This is a genomic window from Candidatus Bathyarchaeia archaeon (assembly GCA_041447175.1).
Taxonomy (GTDB): Archaea; Thermoproteota; Bathyarchaeia; order Bathyarchaeales; family Bathycorpusculaceae; genus JADGNF01.
The window spans coordinates 1,717,098-1,741,957 of record CP166960.1; the positions used below are offsets into that span (position 1 = coordinate 1,717,098).

The 24,860-nt window shown below is 44.8% G+C and carries 24 protein-coding genes and 4 tRNA genes; 11 read left to right on the top strand and 17 right to left on the bottom strand.

Annotated elements, in window-relative coordinates; genetic code table 11:
• Nucleotides 1-272 precede the first annotated feature (272 nt).
• Together ACBZ72_08895 and ACBZ72_08900 are read right to left on the bottom strand one after the other, a co-directional pair.
• Nucleotides 273-545: a hypothetical protein gene (locus ACBZ72_08895; protein ID XES76291.1), complete on the bottom strand. Its 273-nt coding sequence runs from the start codon at nt 543-545 to the stop codon at nt 273-275.
• A 130-nt stretch (nt 546-675) separates the two neighbouring features.
• On the bottom strand, nt 676-1,410 hold the full coding sequence (locus ACBZ72_08900) for a hypothetical protein (protein ID XES76292.1): 735 nt from the start codon (nt 1,408-1,410) through the stop codon (nt 676-678).
• 490 nt (nt 1,411-1,900) lie between these two features.
• Here ACBZ72_08900 and ACBZ72_08905 point away from each other — a divergent pair, with 490 nt between their 5' ends.
• Nucleotides 1,901-2,863: a hypothetical protein gene (locus tag ACBZ72_08905; protein XES76293.1), complete on the top strand. Its 963-nt coding sequence runs from the start codon at nt 1,901-1,903 to the stop codon at nt 2,861-2,863.
• Between the two features lie 361 nt (nt 2,864-3,224).
• Here the strand turns inward: ACBZ72_08905 and ACBZ72_08910 are convergent.
• Nucleotides 3,225-3,333 (bottom strand) — tRNA-Arg (locus ACBZ72_08910).
• Between the two features lie 91 nt (nt 3,334-3,424).
• The gene (locus ACBZ72_08915) at nt 3,425-3,808 is read right to left on the bottom strand and encodes a hypothetical protein (protein ID XES76294.1); all 384 of its coding nucleotides are present in this window, start codon (nt 3,806-3,808) and stop codon (nt 3,425-3,427) included.
• Between the two features lie 146 nt (nt 3,809-3,954).
• Between ACBZ72_08915 and ACBZ72_08920 the strand changes: the two genes are divergently transcribed.
• From ACBZ72_08920 to ACBZ72_08930, 3 genes are all read left to right on the top strand, one after another.
• Nucleotides 3,955-4,734 (top strand): sugar phosphate isomerase/epimerase family protein, encoded by a 780-nt coding sequence (locus ACBZ72_08920; protein XES76295.1) that lies wholly within the window; start codon nt 3,955-3,957, stop codon nt 4,732-4,734.
• A gap of 72 nt (nt 4,735-4,806) precedes the next feature.
• Nucleotides 4,807-4,923 (top strand) — tRNA-Leu (locus ACBZ72_08925).
• Nucleotides 4,924-5,404: 481 nt separating this feature from the next.
• The gene (locus ACBZ72_08930; GenBank protein ID XES76296.1) at nt 5,405-5,527 is read left to right on the top strand and encodes a hypothetical protein; all 123 of its coding nucleotides are present in this window, start codon (nt 5,405-5,407) and stop codon (nt 5,525-5,527) included.
• Between the two features lie 36 nt (nt 5,528-5,563).
• Here ACBZ72_08930 and ACBZ72_08935 read toward each other — a convergent pair whose 3' ends face one another.
• The 3 genes from ACBZ72_08935 to ACBZ72_08945 all read right to left on the bottom strand — a co-directional run bounded on the left by ACBZ72_08935 (nt 5,564) and on the right by ACBZ72_08945 (nt 9,742).
• Nucleotides 5,564-6,421, bottom strand: a complete 858-nt coding sequence (locus tag ACBZ72_08935; GenBank protein XES76297.1) for a hypothetical protein — start codon at nt 6,419-6,421, stop codon at nt 5,564-5,566.
• Nucleotides 6,422-6,871: 450 nt separating this feature from the next.
• Entirely contained in the window at nt 6,872-8,044 is a 1,173-nt protein-coding gene (locus tag ACBZ72_08940; GenBank protein ID XES76298.1) for a hypothetical protein, read from the bottom strand.
• Nucleotides 8,045-8,125: 81 nt separating this feature from the next.
• The gene (locus ACBZ72_08945; protein XES76299.1) at nt 8,126-9,742 is read right to left on the bottom strand and encodes an ArnT family glycosyltransferase; all 1,617 of its coding nucleotides are present in this window, start codon (nt 9,740-9,742) and stop codon (nt 8,126-8,128) included.
• A gap of 239 nt (nt 9,743-9,981) precedes the next feature.
• Between ACBZ72_08945 and ACBZ72_08950 the strand changes: the two genes are divergently transcribed.
• Together ACBZ72_08950 and ACBZ72_08955 are read left to right on the top strand one after the other, a co-directional pair.
• Nucleotides 9,982-10,620 (top strand): CxxC-x17-CxxC domain-containing protein, encoded by a 639-nt coding sequence (locus ACBZ72_08950; GenBank protein XES76300.1) that lies wholly within the window; start codon nt 9,982-9,984, stop codon nt 10,618-10,620.
• A 102-nt stretch (nt 10,621-10,722) separates the two neighbouring features.
• Nucleotides 10,723-10,944, top strand: a complete 222-nt coding sequence (locus ACBZ72_08955; protein XES76301.1) for a hypothetical protein — start codon at nt 10,723-10,725, stop codon at nt 10,942-10,944.
• A gap of 71 nt (nt 10,945-11,015) precedes the next feature.
• Here the strand turns inward: ACBZ72_08955 and ACBZ72_08960 are convergent, their stop codons facing one another.
• The 5 genes from ACBZ72_08960 to ACBZ72_08980 all read right to left on the bottom strand — a co-directional run bounded on the left by ACBZ72_08960 (nt 11,016) and on the right by ACBZ72_08980 (nt 15,915).
• The gene (locus ACBZ72_08960) at nt 11,016-12,128 is read right to left on the bottom strand and encodes an ABC transporter permease (protein XES76302.1); all 1,113 of its coding nucleotides are present in this window, start codon (nt 12,126-12,128) and stop codon (nt 11,016-11,018) included.
• A 1-nt stretch (nt 12,129) separates the two neighbouring features.
• Nucleotides 12,130-13,098, bottom strand: a complete 969-nt coding sequence (locus ACBZ72_08965; GenBank protein XES76303.1) for an ABC transporter ATP-binding protein — start codon at nt 13,096-13,098, stop codon at nt 12,130-12,132.
• A 131-nt stretch (nt 13,099-13,229) separates the two neighbouring features.
• Nucleotides 13,230-14,060, bottom strand: coding sequence for an ABC transporter permease subunit (locus ACBZ72_08970; protein XES76304.1), 831 nt, complete (start codon nt 14,058-14,060; stop codon nt 13,230-13,232).
• Nucleotides 14,057-15,004: an ATP-binding cassette domain-containing protein gene (locus ACBZ72_08975; GenBank protein XES76305.1), complete on the bottom strand. Its 948-nt coding sequence runs from the start codon at nt 15,002-15,004 to the stop codon at nt 14,057-14,059. Before ACBZ72_08975 ends, ACBZ72_08970 begins: the two co-directional genes overlap by 4 nt.
• A 104-nt stretch (nt 15,005-15,108) precedes the next feature.
• A complete protein-coding gene (locus tag ACBZ72_08980) occupies nt 15,109-15,915 on the bottom strand; it encodes a mechanosensitive ion channel family protein (protein XES76306.1) in 807 nt (268 codons plus the stop codon).
• 165 nt (nt 15,916-16,080) lie between these two features.
• Here ACBZ72_08980 and ACBZ72_08985 point away from each other — a divergent pair, with 165 nt between their 5' ends.
• Nucleotides 16,081-16,302, top strand: coding sequence for a helix-turn-helix domain-containing protein (locus ACBZ72_08985; GenBank protein ID XES76307.1), 222 nt, complete (start codon nt 16,081-16,083; stop codon nt 16,300-16,302).
• A gap of 84 nt (nt 16,303-16,386) precedes the next feature.
• Here the strand turns inward: ACBZ72_08985 and ACBZ72_08990 are convergent.
• The 3 genes from ACBZ72_08990 to ACBZ72_09000 all read right to left on the bottom strand — a co-directional run bounded on the left by ACBZ72_08990 (nt 16,387) and on the right by ACBZ72_09000 (nt 19,660).
• Nucleotides 16,387-16,460 (bottom strand) — tRNA-Thr (locus ACBZ72_08990).
• 419 nt (nt 16,461-16,879) lie between these two features.
• Nucleotides 16,880-18,388 carry a phosphatidylserine/phosphatidylglycerophosphate/cardiolipin synthase family protein gene (locus tag ACBZ72_08995; protein ID XES76308.1) on the bottom strand — a complete coding sequence of 503 codons (1,509 nt, stop codon included), beginning with the start codon at nt 18,386-18,388 and terminating at the stop codon, nt 16,880-16,882.
• 90 nt (nt 18,389-18,478) lie between these two features.
• The gene (locus ACBZ72_09000) at nt 18,479-19,660 is read right to left on the bottom strand and encodes a site-specific DNA-methyltransferase (protein XES76309.1); all 1,182 of its coding nucleotides are present in this window, start codon (nt 19,658-19,660) and stop codon (nt 18,479-18,481) included.
• A gap of 287 nt (nt 19,661-19,947) precedes the next feature.
• Between ACBZ72_09000 and ACBZ72_09005 the strand changes: the two genes are divergently transcribed.
• Nucleotides 19,948-20,202 (top strand): hypothetical protein, encoded by a 255-nt coding sequence (locus tag ACBZ72_09005; protein XES76310.1) that lies wholly within the window; start codon nt 19,948-19,950, stop codon nt 20,200-20,202.
• A 28-nt stretch (nt 20,203-20,230) separates the two neighbouring features.
• Here the strand turns inward: ACBZ72_09005 and ACBZ72_09010 are convergent, their stop codons facing one another.
• The gene (locus ACBZ72_09010) at nt 20,231-20,740 is read right to left on the bottom strand and encodes an Lrp/AsnC family transcriptional regulator (protein XES76311.1); all 510 of its coding nucleotides are present in this window, start codon (nt 20,738-20,740) and stop codon (nt 20,231-20,233) included.
• A 183-nt stretch (nt 20,741-20,923) separates the two neighbouring features.
• Here ACBZ72_09010 and ACBZ72_09015 point away from each other — a divergent pair, with 183 nt between their 5' ends.
• On the top strand, nt 20,924-22,285 hold the full coding sequence (locus ACBZ72_09015) for a M20/M25/M40 family metallo-hydrolase (protein XES76312.1): 1,362 nt from the start codon (nt 20,924-20,926) through the stop codon (nt 22,283-22,285).
• Nucleotides 22,286-22,496: 211 nt separating this feature from the next.
• A tRNA-Ile gene (locus tag ACBZ72_09020) sits at nt 22,497-22,573 on the top strand.
• Nucleotides 22,574-22,892: 319 nt separating this feature from the next.
• Here ACBZ72_09020 and ACBZ72_09025 read toward each other — a convergent pair.
• Nucleotides 22,893-23,399 (bottom strand): hypothetical protein, encoded by a 507-nt coding sequence (locus ACBZ72_09025; GenBank protein XES76313.1) that lies wholly within the window; start codon nt 23,397-23,399, stop codon nt 22,893-22,895.
• A gap of 171 nt (nt 23,400-23,570) precedes the next feature.
• On the opposite strand from ACBZ72_09025, the gene ACBZ72_09030 reads away from it, so the two are divergent.
• The gene (locus ACBZ72_09030) at nt 23,571-24,842 is read left to right on the top strand and encodes an ATP-binding protein (GenBank protein ID XES76314.1); all 1,272 of its coding nucleotides are present in this window, start codon (nt 23,571-23,573) and stop codon (nt 24,840-24,842) included.
• Nucleotides 24,843-24,860 lie beyond the last annotated feature (18 nt).

Sequence of the window (24,860 nt, forward strand, 5' to 3'; positions counted from 1 at the left end):
GAATTTTGTCCCCATGTTTAACATAATTCCCAGTTACCCATTCTAATCCATTGTATAGGTTGCTATTTATGCTGGTTATTCTTTCATCACTAAAATAGGTATTAGGTTGCCAATAGTTCACTTCGTAGGCACCAAATTCTACTCCATTTTTTTTAAAAATGCCATCACAGCCACGCTCACTAACATCATGCGATTTTACAAAATAGCCATGTGAAGTAAATGCATACGCAACTAAGTCTTCCGCAATCTTACCTTTCGCTTCATTGTTTTGATTATAAACTATTACCTTTCACCTTTTCCAAAAATATTTTACCTTTATTCATTACAACTCTGACATTCTTAAAATCAGCATTATTCTTCACACGCCACTTAAGAGAAGATAAAATAACCCTAACATTTTGACTAGGAAAGGCTGCTAAGTTTACCTCGTAATAATCACTTTCAGAAGCTAAAAATTCTCGTAATGCTTCATCATATTGTGGAAGTCTTTTAACCTTAGACTTAGGCATTTTATCTGAGGATATTGGTTTACCATATTTTCCCATTATTTCTCCCAACTTTTCCAAAAAACGATTGTCGTAATCTGTAATATATAATAGGTACAACGTAACTTATAAGCGTTGGTCTAGAATTTCAATTGAAGGCAGACATAAGCAAAAAAAATTCAGTTAAGAGCTATATGGGGTGTCTGATGTATTTCTGCATAAGTGGAATTAATCCGTTAGTAACTTCTATCTCAATTAGTTTGGCAGTATCTATGTAGTATAAACGCAGTTTCTGAATATGAGGCGCTGATAATCTCAATAGCTCATCACATTGATTTGGATATCCAAAAGGACCCTTTGGATGCAACCCATTTTCAAACATATCAAATTTTGCTTCAAACAGTTTTTCTGAAAGATTTAGTTTACGCTCATTAAGAAGGTCTCTATATACTCCATGGTCAAGTATCCAATTAGCAATCACACCCGCATCATGAGCATCAATAGAAAATTGTGTGATGTAGGTTTTCCAATCTTCGTAAATGTGACGCCTAGTCTCAGCATTTAATTTGGATAATTCTCTAAATCTAGGGCATATCTGATTGGAAAAAAGAGCTATCTTCTCATAGAGTCTCTTGTCATGAGCCATCATAAACTCAAATAACCCACTTTTTCTGATTCTTTCTAATTCTACAAAGTCTGTTCGCAACATATCAGGTCTTTCTAAAAAATTTTCAAACGTTTCCTTCTTGGTGTGAATTTCTGATAGAAGAGGAATATATGTCTCCTTAACATTACTTATAATGTATTGAGACCGGTATTCCCACTTTCTAACCATAAACAGAAAAACTGCGTTACCAACAACAGTCAAGCTAGCAGCCAAAAGAGGAATAAACAAAGGATTGGCAAATACATCTACAACAGCCATCTGTTATACGCTCAGTCTATTTTAGCTAAAATACTTCTCAGTTGTTTAAAAAACTTCATTTTCCATGGTCCATGGTAAAATATTAATTTGTAATCACCACGCGTAAACATGTCCCTCCATGTCACCTATATCACGATACTATTTAACTACTTTATTCGTTCAGCTAAGTTTCTACGTTGACCAGAGCATCAGCTTTAAGAGATGGAGCAGGCACCAAGACCATTGACCATAAGCAGAAAAGAAGGACTAACACATGGATACAACGTTAAAACCAACATGAAAAACATATTTCGTCACAAAAAGTGGACATACTCTACAAGAGGCATTGGAAAATTGTGTATACACCAAGAAAGGCATTGGTGGCGTATAATATGGGTAAGAAAAAGCCAATCTCTGAAGACACAAAGAAAAGAGACATACAACCAATTCAGAATCTCTGTTTATTAGGCATAACCCACTAAAACCGTACGGGTCATTTAGTAAATATAAGATGTATTGCTCCGTTTCTAAAACTTTAAAGCAAATCAAAGCATCTTTCTTTCTAAGAGGAAGAGGAACGTCACAAAAGAAAAACTACTTCAGATTAATTAGTTCTAAAAAGTGGCACCAAGCAGCCTTTGTAATTGTTATGGGCTTTTTATTTGGAGCCGCTACATCCATTGCTAATCCACCAACACCCTTAGGAATTATTCCAACTTTCTTTTTGATGAGTCTAATAATGATGTATGGTATTTTGTTTTTCTTTGGTGGCTTCGCTGATCAAATGCGCCCAATTTTACCCCACAAAGCTAAAAAGATAGTAAGTTCCAAATCTTTTTTAGGTTGGATTATTTTTACAATTGCGTGGTTAGTGATTGGTGGCTGGATTGTTATAAACAACAATTCAGAGTTCTTAGCCAAGTCTTGGGTGTACACCTTCTTAGGGCTATTCATTGCGTACCCTTGTATAGCATCACTAACAGTCTATGTGTCGTCTTTTCAATATCTTAAGGACTCAAAAGACGATTATAAAAAGAAAAAAACAATTGTTAACTCATTGCTTTTTCTAACAATCGCTCTTGCATTCCCGTGGATTCTCATAATACTTCTAATTTCATATGATTCACTACCAATGTGGGCAAGTTTTATTGTGTCGTTGGCTATTTACGTGAGCATTTTTTTCTGCGCTATTGACTTACCGTATTATCTTTCGATGGAAGAAACTAAGACAAAGAAAGTCAATGGGTTAAAACGTCTAAGAGAAAAATTAATTGAAGAACTCTGCTTTGAAAATAGAATGGACAGAAGATATGCGATGGAACTTAATATTCAACGCATTGATAGAGACAGCCAAAGGAACAAATCTGAATCATCTCACCCCTATTGGGTCTTGAAGCCAATTGCGGGTTTTGTGGTTGTAAGCATTCTAGCCAATCTTCTTGTAGAGATATTAAAGGTTCTTTTGAACATATAACCAAAAGACGTTCTTTCGCTAACTCTAAAGAACTTGCTCTTAGGGGTCTTTAAATCCTAAATTGACCACTCCAGATGACCAAAACTGTAGAGTGGAGACAAAATGAAAATTAAATGCTACAGATTTGAATGCGCCCAATGTGGAGATACAGCCTCTATTCAAGTGTTTTACAGAAAAGACGGAACAATAGGATACACTAGGGCTAGACACAAGAATACTCAAGGATTCTACTACCACCAACTAACAAGGGAATATGTTGAGCAGAAACTTAGAGAATTAAGCACACTTGACCAAGGTCAATCATCTAATGACAAAATCATTGACCCAAAAAACATACAATTAAACCCTAAACAAGGAATCATGGCGGGCGGGGAGGGATTTGAACCCTCGACCCCCAACTTAGGAGGCTGGTGCTCTTTACGTCCGAGAAGGTAAATCCTCACTCGAAATCCGTACTGAGCTACTCGCCCACCGTTTGCAGCAACAAAGTGTAAACATACATAAAAAAACCCTTCTAAAAACCCAGAAAAACCCACACCACTAAACAAAGAAAAAGGTAGTCTACAAGTGGGCGTCGAGTTGAGAGGCGTCGTAGTCATGGATTTCTTTTAGCACTTCCACGTTAAAGCCTGCGCGTTTGAGGCTGTCGCGTATGCGGTTAACGTAGGCGCCGTGGGCTCCCCAAGAAAGCTCCAAAATCCCTGTTGCTCCCGCCCAAGAAATAAGCTCCAAATTGCACTCCGACGCGCCCGCCTCTTTTAGAATCATCAAAACGGCTGCGTTACCGTTTGCCCTGATAAAGTAGGATTCGCCCAGAAAAACTGCTACCCGCCCCGTGGGCGCTTGCCACTGTTCATTGTGGATGTTGCCAAAATACTTGCCCAGATACTGAGCGACCTGCTTAAAGGAGCCGGACAGTTTGCATAACAGGTAGTGAGAAGTCACCCGTTTTCCTCCACGAATACGTGGCTGCGGCGGCTAATTAACTGCTTGCCCACAAAACCGCCATTTCGTTAAGGTTAAGTCAACCGCAAAAGCGGGTTTTGTCCAGAAACATTATAGTCCACCTGCGCCATACCACAACGGTCATCATGTCCAAAGTTTACGTTCAACCCCTCTACCACGCCGCCGTCCCCGAATTGGTCGCCTACGCCAAAGCCGAGGGCTATAACTTGGAAATCGCCACGTTTGCCTACACCAACGTCTACGACATGGATTGGCAACAAGCCCTCAACGACCACCAACAACAACTCGCGAGCTTTAAGGGCAAGGTCTCCTTTCACGGCGTCTTCCAAGACGTAACCATCCACAGCAGAGACCAAAAAATCTCCCAAACCAGCAAGCAACGCATTTTGGAAAGCCTCAAAGTCGCTGACGCTTTGGGCGCGGGGCAGGCGGTTTTTCATGGCAGCCTTAACCCGCTGGTGCGTGATGAGTATTACCGTAAAAACTGGCTGGACTGCAACGTGGAATTCTGGCGGCAAGCGCTTGACCACTTTGGGGGCACGGTGCTGTTGGAGAACGTTTGGGAGCCCAAACCGGAGCTTTTTCGGAGCCTGCTGGAGCTTGTGGGTTCGCCGCGGCTCAAATTCTGCCTTGATGTGGGGCACGCCAACGTTTACTCTCAAGTTCCCATCAAAGAATGGATAGCCACGATGGGCACGGACATGACGTATATGCATCTGAGCGATAACAACGGCGAAATAGACCAGCATATGGATGTTGGGTCAGGAAAAATAAAGTGGCAAACCTTCACCGGCGACCTCAAAAGCCACAGTCTTACGCCTGAGGTCGTTTTGGAAACATGCACCTTGGAGAAAACCCAAGCCTCCATCGCGTACATGAAGGAACATTGTGTGTATCCGTTCTGATTGCCCAATACCTGCCTGTGGCGGGTGCAAAAAACTTAAACTGTACCCTGCAAAGATGTATGGGGTGCTGGTGCAGGGGTACCCGAGCCAGGTCTAAATAGGCGGCCAAATCGCCCCCTAGGACAAGGGGGAGGACTTAAGATCCTCTGACTCAGGTCTTCGTGGGTTCGAATCCCACCCCCCGCACCATCAGGGTAAAACATAGCGGGTACGGCGATTATTATTTAGTATTTGGTGAGAAAACCCAAGCCTAAAGCGACCGCGCTTAGGACGAGGAATTTGATGCGGTGTTTTTGCAGCCAAAAGAAAAACAGCATCATAACCTAGCGCCTAAATCGCAAAGAAATTTCCCTAGGCTTTATGCGCTTGCCGAAGCATGGACATTGCTTAACTTCCAACACAGAGAACGAACACCTGATAACACGTTCATGTAGTCTAACTTAACCGACAAGAAAATGCCAAAAAGTCTATGAACCAACCCTCAAATGCAATGCTCTATGCTTGACACCTGAAGAATTTGCTGTATGGCAAAATCAAGGAAACGTTTGACGAAAACACTCTCTATATTGATACGGGGCTAAGAATACAAGAAGTCCATAATGCATACTTCCATGAAAAGCAAAGAAGATGCTCACGAGCGTTTACGTGGTATGCTGAAGAATTTGCCAGTGTGGGATTGCTGAAGGAAGACAAAGAAGGCGTACTTATCAAGTATTATCCGATAACTCCCAAAGAAACTAAGAAGTCAGGGCTGAGCACTATCCACTCTACCGTTGGAAAAGGTCAAAACTAATCTCTTTTCCAGCGATGAGGCGTACCCACCCTCTATTCAAGAAAAATCAGGAATTGGTGGGGTTAATGATGAATTTGTGCTTGTGGTTGGCTCAATTTTGAGTGGACCTAAAAATGAAATACACCTCTCATCAAAGTCATTGAATTGGCTATTAAGAAAATCTATAATGTCTGTCTTTTTTGTGCTGTCATGCAGATTAACATCTACCCTATTTGTTATTTCGTTTATACCGGTTGCATCGATACCGAATTTTATCATGACTCCATCTAAAGCGTCTTGAACAGCATATAAGCGGGAAAGAGGAAATTTAGCGGTTTCAAAAACTACGTCTGTACCTTTCCCCGTTATATTTAGATAATGATTGATTGCTGTTGCTGTTGCGTTATTAGTTAAAATGATATGAAAGGTACTATACTGGTCTAGGTAGGCTCCTGCAATTTCATCAGCGTTAGTAACCTTTTCTCTAAGAAGGGCATCATGGTTGACGGCAGCCTGATTGTATTCATACACAGCTACTGCTGAACTTGCAACCAAAAGAGCCACTAGTAGAAAAGCAACTGGTTTTAGACCTATCTTGAAGCGTTTATGCCCTTTCTCTTTTACCTCTTTCTTAAGTGACGCATTCTCAACTGTTTGTACAGTTAGCAGGGCATCTTTGCCTTCTTCAGATAAGCAATACTTTCCATATTCGTCTGTTTTTATCAGACCATTGAGTTTACTCAGGTGGTGTTGTAGGTGTCCGCTACTTTCAATGGCTGTCTTTTTCTTCAAGTCTGCAAATCCAAGTGAAACCTCACTTAGGACTTTTAGGATTAGTATACGTGTTGGGTGTCCAAGTGCGTCAAATACTTCTGCCCGTTGCTTGTCTAGTTCTATTTGGCTTTGATCCTCCATGTTCTCTCTTCCTTTTCGGTTGTTTATTCAATGCATAATAGTATATTTAATTCCTATTTTGTAGACCATACGAAAAAGCGCAGAACAGGTGAAGTCTAATTATGTAGACCTCTATAAAACAGACCCTTCCCACGGGTAGGAGGCCCCCACCCTACCCCTATGTGATTCCAACAGACAAAAAAAGAACCCATAAAATAAAACCCACATACACTTAACCAGCTAGCCAACAGATTGACTACTATTCATATAATTTACAAACCAAAATTCAATCACTAACTCCTATAGGTCATATAAAAGGAAGACGCAGTCTTGGTTTATTCTTGGCGCAGTTCAGACTTTGACACAGGTTTTCGCGGTTCAAATGCCACACCCCGCACGCTGAAGGCAGGCAGGTTTTTCGGGGCTAACTAGAAGTATCCGAGGTTTGTTAAAGAAAAAAAGAAAAAGGGGTTACGGGTTTCGGCGCGACATCAACGCAACAGCAACCGCGATAATGATAATCACCACGACCACAATGATTATGACAAAATTAATCATCGACAAACCAAAAATCAAGTCTTCAGCTGGTGTCGGGGTTACTTCTGGATTTAGGGTTGGCATGGTTTCGGTGGGCATGGATGTGGGCAGCTCAGTGGTTGTTGAGGGACTTGTGGGGGCGGCGCCGTTGTCAGTTGGCGTGGAGGCGGGGGTTTCCGACCCGGCGGGGCTTTGGGTTGTGTCGGGGCTTTGAGTTGCTTGGTCGGTTTGGTTTGCCTGCGACTGCGGGGTTGTGGTTGGAAGCGGAGTACCCGAGGCGTTCACGGGGTCAAAGACGGCTTGGTAGGTGTAGTTGTAGCCGTACCCGCATGTTATGGTTACAGGGTTAATGGAGAAAATTAGGCTGTCCACCGTTGGCTGATAAATGTTCTCCGGGATGCTGGGGAACTGTTCGGTTACGCCGGGGACGTAGTTGGGCTGTGCAAGGTGACCAGGCTGGTAGGTTCCGTAGACGAGCCAGTAGTGGAACACAAAGCCCTCATCGGCTGTGGCGCTTAAGGTGTAAGTGGTTCCGTTTTGGTAGCTGTAGTTGCCCGGAGGGGGTGTGGTCGTTCCGCCCACGGAGGGCAAGATGGTGACGCCTGCGGAGTCGCTGGTGGCGTTTTGGGTTTGAGGCTGCGGAGTTTCCATGATGGTGGAGCCGTTAGAGGCGAAAACTGCTTGGTAGGTGTAAGTGTAGCCGTAGCCGCAGGTTATGTTGGCGGGGTTAATGTTGAACACCAAGCTGTCAATGGCGGAGGCGCCAACGGGATTGGGAAGCTGGACAATTGCCCCAGTTTCAGGGTCGGTGTAGAAGCCCCCGGACTGCTGTTCATGCCCAGGTGTTAAGGCGCCTGAGACAATCCAGTAGGCGAAGCTGGTTCCTTCGTTGGGTATGGCTTCCAGATTAATTGTTTCGTTACTGCCGTAAGTGTAGTTTCCAGGGGGAGGATTTGTTGTTCCGCCTGCAGAGGGCAAAATAATCACGATTGCTTCTTGGTCAGCTGGGGGGGTTTGAGCGGTAGCTGAGTTGAGAGCGGCAACGTAGAGGGCTGCAGCCAAGAGAATGACGGTGAAGGCGATTGCTTTTTGAGTTTTCCTGCTCAAATTCAATTTCTCCTTCAGAAAGAGAACTATACCTCAAACACGGAGGACAGGATATAAGATTATGTGACTGTCGCTTCACAGCTACGGTACACCAAACGGGGGTTGCTGACTGAAGGACAGAACGTAGATTCGGTTGGGGTAGGTTCCAAAGCTGGTTTGCAGCGTGAATTTCTGGGAAGCCATAAGCATACTGTAAACTTGGCTCATGGTTAGGTTGGAGTTGTAGTAGGGGTATTCTTGGCCGTACTCGTATAGAAGCAGGTACTGAACGTCATGTTGAATGCATTGGTCTACAAGCTCGGTTACGTTGAAGTCGGGCGGGTATGCGTCCACAGGCAACGCGGGGTAGTCGCCTACGTAGGTGAATCTGCGGGGGCTAGCATACACGTAGAACTTGAGGATGTCGGCGCTGAAAACATTAATGGGACACAAAACCATAAGCGACCCGTCGGCGTCCAAATTGGAGAGGGCATAGGTAGCAGCTTGCTCTAAAGGCAAATGAAACGCACTATCCTTAGCAACCCAGTTGTAGGCATCCACACAACTGTATGCTACGGAAAATCCGACAGCAGCAACCAGAAAAACCGCCGCAATTTTCCGCGCCCCAACCCTGTGGGAAGCGGGATTTCGCGTTTTCCATGTTTTTTGGAGTTTGTTGTATGCTGAGATTATGAGGGTTGAAGCTGAGAGGGCAAGCACGGGGAAAACGGGCACGATGTATCGCCATTGGCGATTGCCGATGACTGTGAAAAAGATGTACATGGCAAAGAACCAGACCAGCAAAAACTTGTCTGCCGCTGTTCGTCTTGTCGCCAAAACCAAAAGCCCCAGCAAACCCAGAACATAAACAAACAGGGACACGGGGTGTACGGCGCCGTAGGGCCAAGTCATCTCGATGAGGTAGAAGAGGGGTGCGGGGAACCGGGCGCTGTAGAGGGATTTCTGGGGGTTACCCGCGCCCATGGCGTAGAGCCATTGGTCAAGCATGCCGGAGGTGTAGGCTTGAAAAGAAAAAAGGACCCAAGGCAAGATTATGCAGATGACAATCAGAATCAGTAAGGGAAAGCGGGACAGTTTTTCTTTGAGGTAGCTTTTGCTTAGCAGAAAAATGCTGGTCAGCATAGCGGGTACGGCGATTATTATTTGGTATTTGGTGAGAAAACCCAAGCCTAAAGCGACCGCGCTTAGGGTGAGGAATTTGATGTGGTGTTTTTGCAGCCAAAAGAAGAACAGCATCATGGAGACGGAGAAAAAAAACACTAGCATCGTTTCGAGCATGGCAAGTCGGGCAAGCCAAATAAATCCGGGCATGTTCGCTAACAAGACGCTGGAGAGGAAGGCAGTTTTGGGTTCGTAGGTTCGTTGAGTGAATTCGAAGAGTACCCAGACGGAGAGGACGGCGAATATGACGCCGATGAGTCGACCAGCCAGCACGCTTGGTCCGGTGATGGCGAAGAACCCGGCGATAAGCAAATCGTCTAAGGGGGGATAAAACAGGCTCGTCGTGGCATATAATTGGATGCGCCCGTGTGCCAGAAGCAGGGCGCCGTTCAGGTGGTTGGCTTCATCCCACTGGATGGTCATGGAATCTAAATTGAAAACCAAAACAATGAAGTAGATGACTATGAAAACGGTGAAGAGCAGTCGCCACTTACTTACTCGCCATTTAGGCTTTGAGGCAAGAAAACGGCGGTCCATGCGTTTTTTGCTCCCTGCCACCTATGAGGTCACTTGGGAAGGGTCAATCAATTTTGAATAAACAAATTATGCCTTGACTATTTCCTTGGAGGTACTCTTAAAATTTGCGGGATTTCACGTTTGCCTGTTCTCCGTGATGGTGCAGCAGGTTTTTTGGGAAACATGGTTTCCTTGAGGAAAAACGGGCGGACTATTTTTATACGACCTAAAACGTAGTTTCAGGAAAGGAAGCATTCTATTTGACAATCACCGTTGATGATGCTGGCAGCGGCGACCTGCTTTTCGGCATAGTAATAGGGGCTTACCGCGATGAGCCTGAAGCATTCCGCTATGACGTTGTTGATGTGAAGTTCTTTCAAACTGAGCTATTCCGCAAAAAAGAGTATCTCACGCAGACTGCGATAATAGTGAATCAACTGCTGAACCGGCTGCAACCAAAGCCAGACGAGGAAATTCACGTTTGCCAAGGCTACATATTTGACGAAGCCGTAGAGGACCTGCGCAAGACGTATGGTGAGAGAGTCCAGCGAATCAAAGTCATCGGAGAACCTCAAAGGCTAATCGAAATTGCCTACCTCGACGAAATCCGAAACCTTGGTTATGAGCCGCTGCCTGAAAGAGATGAGAAGCGAGGCAAAAGCTTTTTCCACATGATGCGTTGGCTCAAAGCCAACCCCAGCATGATAAAATATGCAAAGACAGGGTGGCCTAGGCTTGCAAGGTACCACATGTTTAAGCCATACCATCAAAAAAACGAAAAAAACAAATTTACAGCAGTTTGCGTTAAATGCGGAAAAGAATGTGAGGTCCCATTTAAGCCAGATAGCAGTCGCCCAGTCTACTGTAAGGCATGTTGGGGAAAAAAGAAAAACAACTAGTAAATAGGGTTCATTTTTCTCGTTTTGATTCGTTTCTTAGTCTACAATGGCGTAGGTAAAAGCATAAATTCTAAAAAGACTATTTGAAGTGGGGTTATCATTATGTGTTTGGGACGCGTAGTTATGCGTTGCCCTTACTGCAACCAACATTTTGCGGTCACAAGACCTGACAGCATGCATCCGTGCTGGTCGTTTGAGAAGCCAGCGGCGGATTCTGTTGATAAAAGTGTGATAGAGCAAACTTTTGAATGCGGAAATCCTCAATGTGGAGCTAAATTCACCATTTACTGGTTCGATTCACCGCTGGCTTTGAATCTGGCATAGCTTCGGTGCTGAAAAGCGAATCTCAAACTCCCCTTTTCTTTTTCAAAAAAAGTTGGTTATGTGGAGGAGAATTAGTCTTCTCTCCACTTGAACAGTTTCACTGCCGCCACAAGAATAACGGCTGTAATCGCCGCAACAATGCCAATGTCTATGAGGGCACCGTTCAAGTTGCCGTAGACCATGACGTTGTTTAAGCCTTCCACTATGTAGAACAAGGGCAGGACGTGGGCGATGTTTTGGAGGTATTCGGGCATGATGCTTATGGGGAAAAAGGTTCCTGCCAGAAACATCATGGGGAACGTTACGACGTTTCCGATGACGCCTGCCGTTTCAGGGTTCTTGGTGACTGTACCCACCAGCATACCCAACGCGGCGAAAAGCGTGGGACCTAAAATCAAAAACGGAACCAGCCCAAGGGTCAAGTTTACGTGGGCTCCGAAAGCAAAAATCCCGACTGCAACCATCAGCAGAAAACTTGCGAATGTGAGCACGATGTACCAGAGGATTTTGGAAATCAACCATTCCATCTTGGTCAAGGGCGTGAGGGATAACTGTTTGAAGATTTTGTTTTTCTTATACTCCGAGGAGATGTTGACCAGCGAAAACATGGGGCTGACCAAGATTGAAAAGCCGATAAGCCCCGGAATCAGAAGGTCAACATATTGTGGGTTTTCAAAGCCGATGGTGCTTTGAGTGTAACCTATCACGGGGGTTCCGTTAAAAAGTTGCAGGTTAAACATGTTTGAGACGGCGCTCACGGTTCCCACGATTATGCCGTTTGTGCTGGAAGTGGGGTTACCGTAGATTGTGATGTTAACAGGGTTACCTGCAAGGTAGTTTGCCGAAAAGTCAGCGGGAATTATGATGCCGTCAGAAGTGGCGTGTTCAGCTAAGTAACTGGTGAAGTTGCTGGTTTCCACAGTGATAACGCTTATGGTGTTGGAGCTGTTAAGTGCCTGCAGAAACTGGCTGGATATATCCATCTGAGGAAACGCAAAGGGCCCGGTGTCTTGGTTTTGGGTGTAAACGTTAATTGTATTTGAGCCGCCTCCGGAGAAGATGGAACCAAAAATCACAATCAAAATTACAGGAAAGATTAAGCCAAAGAACAAGCCAACCTTGTTTCGTAGGTAACCTCGGCTGAACACCTTAAAGTCTGAAAGGATTCGTTTTCCACTTGACATGTTACCGACTCCGATTAGAAACACCATGTTGATTTTCGTCTGGGTTTATTATTTCACCTTGTGAGTCCACTTCGCCACTTACCAGCTTAATGAAAACATCATCTAAGCTGTCGCGTCGCGTCTGAATTTCACCCCAAGACAGCTTAGATTCTTCAGCAGCCGCCAACGCAGCCAACGCATCAATTTTCTTCTTCAGAGGGATACATATGATTTCCTGTTTAGCATCATAGCTAACTTCTAGTTCTGTGTTTGCTTTGATGTAGTCGGCAAGTTTTTGGCTGCCTTGAATTTCAAGGCGTTCCCCTGAACCGTGTTGCTGTATGATTTCAGTTGTGGTGCCCATGGCTGCAATGTGCCCGTGATTCATAATGGCAACCCTGTCCGAGAGCTGCTCGGCTTCATCAAGATAATGAGTGGTCAAAATGATGGTTTTGCCTTTAGTCTTCAAAGTCCGAATAACCCCCCAAATTGCCCTGCGCGCATTTGGGTCCAAACCAGTTGTGGGTTCATCAAGAAAAAGCAAATCCGGCGAGTTCACCAACGACAAAGCCAGCCCTGTTTTCTGTTTCTGACCGCCCGAGAGGTTTTCAAACAGGGTTTTTGCGGAGTCTTCCAGCAGAACGTCTCGGAGAATTTGGTCAGGGTCCACTTTCACGTTGAAGAGGTCCGCGTAGTAGAGGATTGCTTCGCGGGGGTTTGTTTTCTCAAAAAACGTGAACTGCTGGGGAATTACGCCGATTTTTTTGTGTAACGTGTAGCCGTCTTTCCACGGGTCTAAACCTAAAACTTTCACGTCACCGCCGTCTCTTTCACGCAAGCCCTCCATGATTTCGATGCTGGTGGTTTTGCCTGCACCGTTGGGCCCAAGCAGCCCAAAAACTTCGCCTTCGTTGACTGTGAAGGATATGTCATCCACAGCGTTTATGGCGCCGTAGGTTTTTTTGAGGTTTGTAACTTCAATTGAAATCATCTTTTGACCCACCTTAGAGTTGGGGAAGCCAGCTTATTCATATTGTTTACTGTTCTCCTACGAAAGGAGGCATGGTTCAAAATATAGCTACCCAACGGCAACTATGAGCAACTATTTAGTTTACCAACAGCTTAACCTTGCTTTGACAAAATCTCCTCTCTTCGAAACAGCTTCATGCCGAAATAGAACACACCTACATCCAACAGCCCAAACAAACCAATCATAACCGCCAGCAACGTAGGACCCAAAATCATTAAGCCTGAAACCTGCCCAAAAACCAGCCCCAAAATAGGCAGCAGAAGCACTACGCTGATTTGTTGAGCTTCTTTGAAGCCTTTCACGCGCGCAGAAATTATAACGGTTAAGCCTATGCTGCATAGGGCAAGGGTGGGAGTGACGCCAAAAATCATAATCAGCCAAACCAAGTTAGGAATCAAAAGCATGCCGCCAAACATGCTAAAAGTTGCCACGTCAATGATGACTGCGTAAACGGCAAAGGACACAAACGTAACCGCCAAGGCAGGAATTAAGCTAACCAAGATTTTGCCCATCAACAACTCTCCATCCGTTAAGGGCGTGGCAAGGAGAGCTTCGATGGTTTTGCGTTCTTTTTCTCCTGCAAAGCTGTCCGAGCCCATCACGCTTGAAGCCATGATGGGGATGATTAGGAAAAACGGTGCAAAGAAGTACACGGACATGATGTAGACCATGATTTGGTCGGGCGTGAAGTTGGCAAGCTGCGCTTGAACATCTGAAGGCAAGTTGGCTATCAAGGGCAAGAAGTCTTGCATGGAGTTCTGGGAGCTGCCGAGGGAAGAGGTGTTGGAAATTAGCAGGACAATTGAGGGAAGCACCACGGAGAATATCAGGGGAACGAGGAGTATGGGTAAAAGGACCTGATTGTTGCGTTTGATTTCAAGCCAGTCCTTCTTGAAGACCAGCCAGACATTGTGGCGGTTCATGCTGTTGCCTCCGCGTTAATCAGCTTAAGGTACGCTTCCTCTAAGGATGGTCTGAGCACGTTAACGGACAGAATCTGCCCTTCCGCCTCCACAATATCGGAAACGATTGCGGGCGTGGCGGCGCGGGCATCGTCCACCTTCACCCTGAGGCTGGCGTCCTGCCGATTCAAAAAGACTTCCACAGCCTGGGGGTTTGCTTTCACCGCCGTCACAATTTTGGGCGTCACCTGCACTAAATCAATCTGCACTGTGGGTTGCCCGCTGATTTTTGCCCGCAACTCATCAGGTGAACCCAAAATCACGCAGGTGCCCCGATTCATAATCAGAACCCGTTGGCACAGTTTCTCGGCGTCCTCTAAGTGATGCGTACAAAGTAGGATGGTGCTTTTTTCCTGCTGGCTAAGCGCCGCCATGAGGTCACGGATTTCCTTTGCGGATTGGGGGTCTAAGCCTGCAGTGGGCTCGTCTAAGAAAAGAATCGGCGGCTTATGCACCGTAGCGCGCACGATGGCAAGTTTCTGTTTCATGCCCTTGCTGAAGGCGCCGACCTTGTCGTTTCGGCGGTCCCATAAATTGAAGAACTCTAAAAGCTCCTTGATGCGGCGGCTGCGTTCCTGCGCGTCCGAAAGCCCGTATGCCTGAGCGAAAAAGTGCATATTCTCCAGCGCCGTCAGCCGCTCATACAAACTGGGGTTTTCGGTTAAGATGCCCACAGATTGGCGCACCTTGAGGGGTTCCTTGTAGATGTCGTATCCCGCGACGGCGGCTGAGCCCGCAGTGGGGGAGAGGAGGCAGGCAAGCATACGCAGGGTGGTGGTTTTTCCAGCGCCATTGGGTCCAAGCAGCCCGAAGACTTCGCCTTGGTTAATTTGGAGATTTAGGCCATTAACTGCCGTGAAGCCGTTGAACTTTTTGGTTAATCCCTCGGTGGTGACGCTGAACATGTAGGCGCCTCTTTCGGATAGGCATGTGTTGGGTTAAGAATTTAAAATTGACGCATACCCACCACGAAAAAAGCCATAATTGTAAGGTATTTCGCTGACTTAGGCTAATTGTTTGTTGCCGAAGGGTTCTTTTGGGCGACTTTTGCGATGGCAAGGGAACCCGCAAAAACCATACTGTTCAGGAAGGTCAATTCTTTACCTGAATCGGTGAGGATGACGGTACGCAGCGGGGAGACCTCAATGACGGTTCCTTCGCCTGCAGCCATAAACGTGGTTATCACTCTGTCGCCTTGCTGGTAAGGAAGCCTGACGTTTGGGGTTTCTTGCCCTTGATGAAGACGTGTAATCACTGCCGCACCCGAACTGATGGCGTTGTTAGGGATGGTAAGCAGCCCCACTTCGGTACGTATCCGCGTAACCAACGCACTTATCTCAACAACAGTCCCAGGCATGTTATTAACTAAAACGGCGTCGCCAACGCGAAACTTGTGCGTAAAAAAGACCAAGGCGCCTGCAAGAATGCCCCCGACAAAAGTGGAAATGAGCAAGCCGATGGTTATGGAGGCAAAGCCTGCGCCTGTGAGTAGGGCTTCGGGCGGAACGTTAAGGACGTTTAGAACCGCAAACAACATAACCAGAACGGCTATGGCGCTCATGAAGTACTGCACGATGGTGCTGGCTTCTTCGCCTAGATGCTTAGCTATTGGGGGTTTGGAGCGGTTGATGAACACAAGGATGGTGAGCCAAAACCCCGCTATGATTGTGATTCTTATGATTTGGCTGGCAAGCTGGGAGATGTCGATGGGTTCCAGCACGAAAGTGTTGAAGAGAAACAGGGCGCCAGCTGCTGTTGCAATCAGAAGGACAAGCCCAATGGCGACGCGTTTGACAGAGTTAAAGATGCTTGGCACGTCATCGTTCCTTTAAATTGGTATTGCAGGGCGGGTTAGTAAGCTTTGTTCTTTCATGCAGGGGCAGGTTCATGCTAAAACCATGCCAAAACCGCATGTGTTACCGCAAAATAGAAAAATACCTAACGCCAAATATGCCAGCATAACTTTGAAGAGGATACGCAGATGAAGCTAAACAAAACCGATGAACAAGTCATAGCCGCCCTTAAAGAAAGCAAAGAGTTAACCCTTGCAGAAATCACCGAGAAGACAGGGGCACCCAGCAAGAAGGTCTTCAAGTCACTGCGCAAACTTTTCGAAAGCGAAATGATTGACTCCAACGCCCGCAAATACCACTTGCTTACGGATAAGCCGCCAAAGAAGGGCAAAGACGAAGCCGCCGAGTAAAATTGAACCGCGTTTTTGTTTAGCGCCATTGTATTTTTTAATCAAATCTAAAAAGACCGTACTTTGGGGATAAAGAGGTTGGAGAGCCTCGGGCGGGCTTTGCTCCCGCGGCCTGCTGCTTACAAGGCAGCCGCTCTGCTGGGCTGAGCTATCGAGGCATCACCGCGTTTTGCCCAGATTACACCAACACATGAAAACATACCCAAATAAAAGTTACTGCCAGAAAGAGGATTTCGCGTTTTCCTTGCTGGAAAAGAGTGTACTTACAGGTTTATGCAAGTATCAATCCGATTCCAATCACAAGCTAAAACTTTAAAGAGAAACTGACTACCCAGAACCAAGGGATGAAAATTTGGCAAAAGTTGTGCATGAAGGTTTTCCACCAAAATGCCATTAATGCGGGGAAAAGGCACTTGTTGTAATACGAGAACGAATATTGGACGTATACGTTTGATAAGAAAACAGGAAAATACACGAAAGAATTAATCGACGTAGAAATCCGTTGCCCAAACTGTAATGCAAAACTGAAAAAGGAATTTCCGGAGGGCTTGTGCAAATTTTCAGATGAAACTTAGCTTTAAAAAGCTAAGGCATCAATATTGATTTTGTAATATTCGTCTTCTTTCTCAACTAAATTTGCAAAAACTAGTTTACTCAGCACATCCTTTAGGTTGATACCTTCATTAAATTCGTTAAACTTTTCCATGAGTTGAGTATAATCTTTTTTTGCGTCTGATAGATAATATAAAATAAGTGCAGAAATAAAGTCATTTTTATCAACTCTATCGCGTCCATAATGAACCATAAGCTTCTTAGTTATTTTGCCTAATTTAATAATAGTCGTTTTTGTATCAATTTCTTTTTGAAGGATAAATTTGGCAAAAAGCGCTCTTACTTCAGGATTAGGACTAAGTCTAAAGGCACCTTTGAAAACATCCTGTACAGTTTTTTCCAATTTTTCGCAAAGCAAATCTTGGATATTGATACTTTTGCCGAAATTTTCCTCAAATCTCCGCTTTGCAACTGAAATCAGATCGGAATCGTGACAAACCAAAATGGATTCCGTATTTTCTCTCCAAAATTTCTTAGTCTTAAAATGCCCCAGATTCATCTTGTTCAAATTAATTGAACTAACAACTAAAGCTTTATCTGTGATAACAAGTTTAGCATGAATTGGACCCACGGGTGTCTTAACCTCAATTTTTTGGGCAATGAGGTCCCTAAACATGTTTTCTAACCTGTCAGTAAAATCTCGGCTTCGTGCCCCAGTCATTATTTTTATAGGGATGCTTTTGTTTATTGCAAGATTGGTCAAGAATTTTGAAAAATCTTGATCAGTGAAACTCTCGGTCGAAATATATATCCATTTATCTGCAGTTTCAATTATACTACTAAGAAGTGTTCGTCCTCTGCAGTCAAAAGGTGTAAGATATAGCTTGTTTTCAGGAGTTGAAACAGGCGGACAAAGCGCTATTGGATAGTGAAGAATCCAGTGGTCTTTATGAATTAAATCAACTTTTTCTGGCAAGTCAAATATTTTTTTCCCATTTTCTTGGACTATATCGAGAACTTTTTTTCTGATTTGACCATCAAAGCCATTCTGGTCTAAGACAAATAGCTGAAGTAAAGTTTCAAATTGCACATTAAATTCATGAAGCTTACTTTCATCACCTCTAAATATTATTGCCGCATCCAGTTCTTCCGCGTGTGTAAAATTTGCTGATAAAGCAATAGCGCTTTTATCTGTAACAATGAATTTTCCATGAAAAGAATACCATCTTCCAAAAGCGGTTCTTGTTTCACGTGGGTCCCCAACATTCCATTTGTTGAAGTATATTGAGGCTCCGCATTCAGCTAGTTGGATAAATCTTTCTTCAACACGGGGTCTCAAGTCATCATTAATGCTGTCGTAAGGAAGAGTCAATATTTCTACTTGAACATTTTTTTTAAGTAAATCAGTTAATACGTCAAATACTTCTTCACGGTGAATCTGGAACATAGCGATTCTTACGTATTTGGTGGCTAACGCAATTTCGTTAATAATAAAAGGAACCGCTTCTGTTCCAAACTCGAATATTGTTTCCAATTGCCCCCGTCCAGTAGAGTCTATTAGGCGGTCTTCGTTAATAATTCTTACAGTGACATCAACGAAGAGGTGACTTCTGAAAAGGACAATTTAAGTTAATTTTTTCTGCGAAGTTGAAATTTTCAATTCAGATTTCCAGATTTTACTGAGATTTGTGGTATGCCCATAATAATTGAATTGTGAGGAAATATCGTCTGAATGCCGTAGGGTTTTGAGCCTATTTCGGATTAATTCAACATGCGCTGGGTCTATTTCCACGCCCACAGAGTTTCGGTTCAGTTGCTTTGCAACAACCAGCGTTGTTCCAGTACCTGCAGTTGGATCAAAGACTACGTCCCCAGGCAAAGTTGAGGACAATATTATTCTTAACAACAATGCGACGGGGGTTTGTTGGGCATGTATTCTATTTCCTTGTTTATCTCTGAGAGCTTCGTCTCCTGCAAAATATCCTGAAGTAAGCTCTCTGATATCATCCCAAACATCTGTCAAATACATGCCATTTTCGCGTTGGTATTTATGTTCAGGCAATGGCGGAGGGTCAATTCTAACCTTGTTAAAGACTCTAGGTTTTTTTCCTTTGATACCATAGGCAATTATTTGGTATTGCTTTGAAAATCTAGTCTCAATTGGGACGGCAGAGGTTTTCTTCTTCCAGATTATTAAATTTTGAAAATTCCAACCTGTTTCCCGCAGAATCTCCAAAACTATTTCTGCGTTTTTTTCTCGGTGCATAAAGTATAGTGCGCCGCCATCGGATGTGGCTTTATAGACCTCTTGAACAACTGTCTTTATCCAACTCCAATATTTCTCACAGGATTGATTGTCGTCAAAAAACCGATATTCTTTACCTTGAAGATATGGAGGGTCAAAGAAAGTCAGATTTACTTTACCCACTATACCCTCATTCATAAGAGTTACACAGTTACCTTCAAGCACTTTTGACCAAGTAGCTCCAGTATTCAACACTGTTTCTGCAAAGGTACTGGTTCTTGGTTTTTCAGTTTCTAAGAGAACCGGCTCTTGTTTTGAGTCAAGTGCTGTAATTTGAAAACCACCATTGTGCCTGCTTATTGTTACCTGCGTTTCCACAGAAAACCTTTGTTTGAGGTAGTCAGACCAGAGTCGTCCATATTTATCGATTTTTGCAGGTAAATCATTTAGAAGTGTATCAAAAGGTGGGTCCATGTCACCAATTAATTCGGGTCTACTCTTCAGCGGTATCTGAACGAATCCCCGTTCTACTTCCATTTTTTTGAGTGCTTTTGTAAGCATGGTTACCAGTTCTGCTATCGTATATGTTGTTGGCTATAAATTTTAAGTTTAGCCAACCCGAGTTCCATATGACGACAACTGGTAAACTGTGAGCCTATTTGGCTTCTATTTGGATGTTAATATTGATTCGATGCAGAAACGATAGAGGGGTAGAGGTAGGTCAAAGGGGTAGTCAGCCTACCAGAATGGGGAAAGGCGCAGGTGGAGGGGATGGGAGGATGGCGCTTGTTGGCAAGGGCAGAACTCTTAAAAGGCAAACATGTGTTACCCTTTTAGGGTAACTGATTGTGAACACCCACCAGCAACCAAAAAAGTCTGAAGGCGACAAAAAAGCAAAACACCACGCCATCAAATTTTGCCCCAAATGCGGCTCCACCCAAGTCTTCTGGGCGCAGGGCATGCCCCAGTTTTGGTCGATTTGGCAGTGCAGCACCTGCGGTTACCGTGGAGCGGTAATTTTGGAGGACGGCAACATGGCTAGGGTGCTGCAGGAAAAATGGAAAAAGCAGAATAGCCCAGCACAACCCAACGAAGGCACCTAACTGGGCAAACGCCTAAAAGAAGGAAAGGTTACTTGCTGGGTTTTGCCAGGTACTTTAAGTGGAACGGCTTAACCAGCACGCCTGGCTTAAGGTCAGCTTGGAAACTTTGGGTCTCCAAAATAAGGTCTGAAAGCTCAGATTGCTGCAGCCTCAAAAACTCAGCGTACCCAGTGTAGTTTTCGTGTAAAGAAACACAGACAGCATCCCAACCCATACCTTGACCATCCAAAACGGTGACGACGTTGGGCTGTTTGAGGTACCATTCTTTGAGTTTGTTAAGCGCTTCTTCTCTTTCGGCGCCTTTTTTGTGATTAAGTTGAGTCTTCATAAAGGTGAAAGCAGCCAACTCAAAACCAATCTGTCCAAACTTGGGGATAACGGTGTATCCTTCGATGGTGCTGTCCTCAAGCATGGCTCTTCTGCGGGTAACAGTTGGCTGAGAAATCCCCAGCGCTTTTGCTAGTTGCCTATCACTTCGATGAGAATCTTTCATGAGCTCAAAGAGCAATTGATAGTCCAATGGTTTCAGTTCTTTCATTTTAATCTGCCTGATTCCAATCTTATTCCGATTCCATATGCATTTCGACATTCATATATAAACTTGGTTGTCAGACTAAATCAATTCACTCCCTAAATCCGCCCAAATTTCAAAAAACCATCCAAAAAATGAAAGACAAAAAAGTCTTAAAAACCGCGCACATCCTAAACTACAGGAACCAAAATGCCAACCCAAACCCCACAAGAAACCCAAACCGAAACCACAAACCTACTAAGCCAACTCATACAACACGACACCACCAACCCGCCGGGAAACGAAACCACAGCTGCAACCTGGCTCAAACAAAACCTAACCAATGAAGGCTTCCAATGCGAACTCATCGAATCCGCACCCAACCGAGGCAGCCTCATCACCAGACTTAAAGGCACAGGCCAAAAACCCCGCCTGCTCCTCTTGTCCCATCTGGACGTGGTTGCCGCCAACCCAAAAGAATGGAGCGTCCCCCCATTTTCAGGCGCAGTTAAAGACGGGTTTGTTTGGGGACGCGGAACCCTAGACATGAAAGGCATGACCGCCATCGAAGCCATGACGCTTAAACTGCTCAAACGCAACCACATCCCCCTGAAAGGAGACGTGATTTTGGCTGCAACCGCTGACGAGGAGGCGGGCGGCGTGATGGGGGCTGATTTTTTGACACGAAACTTCCCCGAGAAAGTGTTTGCCGAGTACGTGTTAAATGAAGGCGGAGGTTCCTCAATGCCGCTTAAGAACAAAAACCTGTTCACGATTAATGTTGCCGAGAAAGGGCTATTGTGGTTTAGGGTTCGCGCAGGCGGCTTTCCGGGACATGGTTCGGTGCCTTCTGCAGCGGACAATGCAGTGATGCGGATGAATCACGTAGTGGATTGCTTGGGTAATTATCGTGCGGAAGTTCGGTTTGTGCCTGCGGTGGAGCAGTTTTTGGTGGAGATTGGCAGGGAAGATGCGGATTTGCAGCCGTTTATTTCGCGGTTGCTTGCAGCTCCAGAGCAAAGCGACGCAATTTTGGCGGAGCTCGATAAGGTGTCTCCCGACATAGCCGAAGAGATTCGCCCACGCATACGCATGACCATCACCCCAACCATAATTCATGGAGGCATCAAAGAGAACATCATCCCTTCGGAGTGTGAAGCGGTTTTTGATTGCCGCGTTTTGCCGGGGCAGTCCACTGCGGAGGCGTTGGAGTTTGTCAAAAAGCGCCTTGCCGATGCAGGGTTAACCAAGCTGTCGTTTGAGGTCATTCAATCGCAGGAGCCATCCGAATCACCAGCCAACACGCCCCTTTACCAAACCATAACCAACGTGCTCAAAGATGCGGAGCCAAACTGCGAGGTTGTTCCGCTGCTCATGCCCGGAGGAACTGACAGCCGCTTCTTCCGCCGACTCGGCAGCGTATGCTACGGTTTCCACCCCTTACGCAGCGAAACCATTTACGGGGAAAAAGCAACCAGACGTGAACATGGCATCGACGAGCGGATTTCAGTGGATAACCTGGTTTTTGGCGTGCAGGTACTTTACGAAACGGTGAAGCGGTTTATGACCTAACCACAAACTAATGCACCTAATTTTTTGTTGGGCGTATTTCAGGTTGCTTTTTGGTTTCTGCGTTTGAAAGGGGGTTTTTCTGCGTCGTTAAAGGGCAAAGAAAGTCGTCGGTTGACGTTTTTTGGGGGTTTAGTTGGGGGCACGTTTTTTTGTATGTGGATGTGCGGAAAACGTTTAAATTCCGTTGGAAACAGCTTATGTAAGGAAGTTTGGGCCCGTAGCTCAGTTAGGTAGAGCGCCAGACTCATAATCTGTTGGTCAGGTGTTCAAATCACCTCGGGCCCACCACACCTTCGTCACAGGCCTAAGAGTCACAGGCGCATTTTCTAAAAGGAAGCGCAAGTTTTTCTGTGCCAAACAGCCGTCAGTTTAGCGACGTTTTCTCTTTTTTGAGCCCTGCTTACGTTGTCGACTTTTTCAGTGGGATAATAGTATGGAACGGTAACGTATGCACTTGAGTTGTTGCGTTTTTTCTTGTCATGTGTTAATCGGTACCATAAACGCTTCAGTCTAAACAACATCAAACCCCGCACTGCTTATGACTTAACACTAATATAAAAACCAATTTTCCACAATCCCCAAGGCATATTCCATAAAAATTGCAAATTCAAGCAGTAAATGATTTATTTTTTCCCAATGCTGATTTCAATAAATTCACGACATCAGGTGTGAAAATCGACAGTGCGGCTATCACGAAGTTTATGGGGAAAACTCCTGCGTATTCAAAGATGTTGCTGCCGTATGGCCCCATGATGGACAGGAAGTAGCCAAAGAATTGGAAAGTCGACCATGCTGCCGTCCAAACCATCGCCCCTGCAAGTCTGCGCCGATGTACCGTCTTCCAGCTTTCAGCTTTGCCCTTGTAGTAGCCGTAGAAGACTTCGCCTGCGATGCCGCCTGCCCCGCCGGGGAAAAACGCGTTAACCAAAACTTTTTCCAGCATATTTCCCGGGATGAAGTGACCTATCCAGAAGCCGGGGAAATTTAAGATGGGGATCACGACGCTGCCGGTGCTGAAGCGGATGGCTACGGGGATGGCGTAGATGATGACGCCGGCGATTTGCCAAAGCCAGAACCTGCGGTTTTTGAGGGTTGCCTTGGCTGCGCTGCACAAACTCATACTGCACAAAAAGGGCGTCACATGTTAAAAGATTTTGGATAGTCATCCCGATGGGGTGGGTGTTGCGTTTTGCTGATTTACTAAAGGGCTTAAATAGTTAAGTAGTAATTAACTATTTTGAGAAAATAGTAAAGTAGTACTTAACTAAAACTGAGGAAAACTAACATGAATCTGGAGAACGCGCTCATAAGATACAGGGATTACTCGAAAACGGTTGAGCTAATCAAAAGAGACGTAACTCTCCACGAAGGGAACTTCATCAATGCTATTGTGGGCCCAAGAAGGGCAGGCAAAACCTCTTTGATGCTCCTCTACATGAAAGGATTAGAAAATGAAGAACGCAACAAGGTGTTCATCAACTGTGAGGATATAGATTTCTTTGGTATAACTGTTGATGACCTAAGCAAACTGGAGGAAACCATTTATCATGTGTATAAACCCAATGAAACAAAGGACATTTACCTCTTCATCGACGAAGTGCAGACCTTCCCAGAATGGTCCAGATGGTTAAGAACTCTTTTTGATGAACATAGATACAAAATTTTTGTTACAGGCTCAACATCAGATTTATCATTGGATAAAATACCGTCGGAGCTACGCGGCAGAAGCAACAATACGCTCGTTTTGCCATTTTCGTTCAAAGAATGCCTGAGAGCAAAGGAAATCACATTCGAGAAATACATGCAAGCTGAAGATACTGGCAAAGTCATAGGAGCATTTTCGGAATTTTTGGATTTCGGCGGCTACCCGGAAGTAATAAAAACTGAGAATCCAGTGTTGAAACAGACTTTACTATCCGATCTGTATGCAACAGTGATACAGCGGGATCTCATAGAGAAATTCAAGGTGAGGAAAGCTGCAGTCTTTAGAGCGTTCATAAATTCACTTTTTGGGTCAGTTTGCCGAAATGTATCTATTCCTGCTTTGGTTAACTGGTTTAGCTCACATGGAGCAAAAATTAGCAAGGTAACCGCGCTTAACTACCTCAACTACGCAGAAGCCACATTTCTTTTCTTCTTGGTGTACCCATACTCCCGAAGAATAAAAGAAAGAAACACTAGACCAAAACTCTACGTTTCTGATTCGGGGATACTGGGGCTTTTTGACTCAGACAAAGGGAAAAAACTTGAGAACACAGTCCTTGTGGAACTGATTCGACGACGCGAACAAATTCACTACTACAAAACCGAAACAGCAGACATTGATTTTGTTCTGACCAAAGAAAACAAAGCGTGCGAACTCATCCAGGTCAGCTACAGCATCAATGAATCAGAAACATACGCAAGAGAAACAAAATCACTCCTTGAAACAAGCGAAAAAATGAACTGCCCCAAGCTAACAATTGTAACCTTTAATGAAGAGAAAAAAATTGAACAAAACGGCAAAACCATTGAGGTAATTCCAGCGTGGAAATGGTTACTCCAAACCCGAGCCTGAACGCGGCTTCATCCGTGC

Coding starts and splice junctions, on each gene's coding strand:
- ACBZ72_08895 (XES76291.1), bottom strand. CDS start 545: ATGGGAAAATATGGTAAACCAATATCCTCAGATAAAATGCCTAAGTCT.
- ACBZ72_08900 (XES76292.1), bottom strand. CDS start 1,410: ATGGCTGTTGTAGATGTATTTGCCAATCCTTTGTTTATTCCTCTTTTG.
- ACBZ72_08905 (XES76293.1), top strand. CDS start 1,901: ATGTATTGCTCCGTTTCTAAAACTTTAAAGCAAATCAAAGCATCTTTC.
- ACBZ72_08920 (XES76295.1), top strand. CDS start 3,955: ATGTCCAAAGTTTACGTTCAACCCCTCTACCACGCCGCCGTCCCCGAA.
- ACBZ72_08935 (XES76297.1), bottom strand. CDS start 6,421: ATGGAGGATCAAAGCCAAATAGAACTAGACAAGCAACGGGCAGAAGTA.
- ACBZ72_08945 (XES76299.1), bottom strand. CDS start 9,742: ATGGACCGCCGTTTTCTTGCCTCAAAGCCTAAATGGCGAGTAAGTAAG.
- ACBZ72_08955 (XES76301.1), top strand. CDS start 10,723: ATGTGTTTGGGACGCGTAGTTATGCGTTGCCCTTACTGCAACCAACAT.
- ACBZ72_08960 (XES76302.1), bottom strand. CDS start 12,128: ATGTCAAGTGGAAAACGAATCCTTTCAGACTTTAAGGTGTTCAGCCGA.
- ACBZ72_08965 (XES76303.1), bottom strand. CDS start 13,098: ATGATTTCAATTGAAGTTACAAACCTCAAAAAAACCTACGGCGCCATA.
- ACBZ72_08970 (XES76304.1), bottom strand. CDS start 14,060: ATGAACCGCCACAATGTCTGGCTGGTCTTCAAGAAGGACTGGCTTGAA.
- ACBZ72_08975 (XES76305.1), bottom strand. CDS start 15,004: ATGTTCAGCGTCACCACCGAGGGATTAACCAAAAAGTTCAACGGCTTC.
- ACBZ72_08985 (XES76307.1), top strand. CDS start 16,081: ATGAAGCTAAACAAAACCGATGAACAAGTCATAGCCGCCCTTAAAGAA.
- ACBZ72_09000 (XES76309.1), bottom strand. CDS start 19,660: ATGCTTACAAAAGCACTCAAAAAAATGGAAGTAGAACGGGGATTCGTT.
- ACBZ72_09010 (XES76311.1), bottom strand. CDS start 20,740: ATGAAAGAACTGAAACCATTGGACTATCAATTGCTCTTTGAGCTCATG.
- ACBZ72_09015 (XES76312.1), top strand. CDS start 20,924: ATGCCAACCCAAACCCCACAAGAAACCCAAACCGAAACCACAAACCTA.
- ACBZ72_09030 (XES76314.1), top strand. CDS start 23,571: ATGAATCTGGAGAACGCGCTCATAAGATACAGGGATTACTCGAAAACG.